Consider the following 251-nt stretch of genomic DNA (forward strand, 5'->3'; position numbering starts at 1 on the left):
CAATCAGTAGGAATCTCAGATGACTACGATGAGGCTAAAGTTGATGTTGATGGTTCAGCAATCAAAGCTTATGATGGTAAGACTGGTGCGGATGTAACAGCTAAATTCGATATCACTGTGAACAACGGTGTGATCACTGCAACCCTTAAAGATGGCTTCACGAAGTCACTTGGCGATGCGGAAAACACACAAGTGATCGACACAACTAAATTCGAATTTGGACGTTACTACAAGTTTGATATTCCAGCAAC

The 251-nt window shown here is 41.8% G+C and carries 1 protein-coding gene; it reads left to right on the plus strand.

The genetic code is table 11. From position 1 onward, the window contains the following. The coding region (locus HMPREF2904_RS11925; protein WP_256263237.1) for an SspB-related isopeptide-forming adhesin at positions 1 to 251 on the plus strand (251 nt) is incomplete at both ends.

The sequence above is a fragment of the Streptococcus sp. HMSC072G04 genome (assembly GCF_001813295.1).
Classification (GTDB): domain Bacteria; phylum Bacillota; class Bacilli; order Lactobacillales; family Streptococcaceae; genus Streptococcus.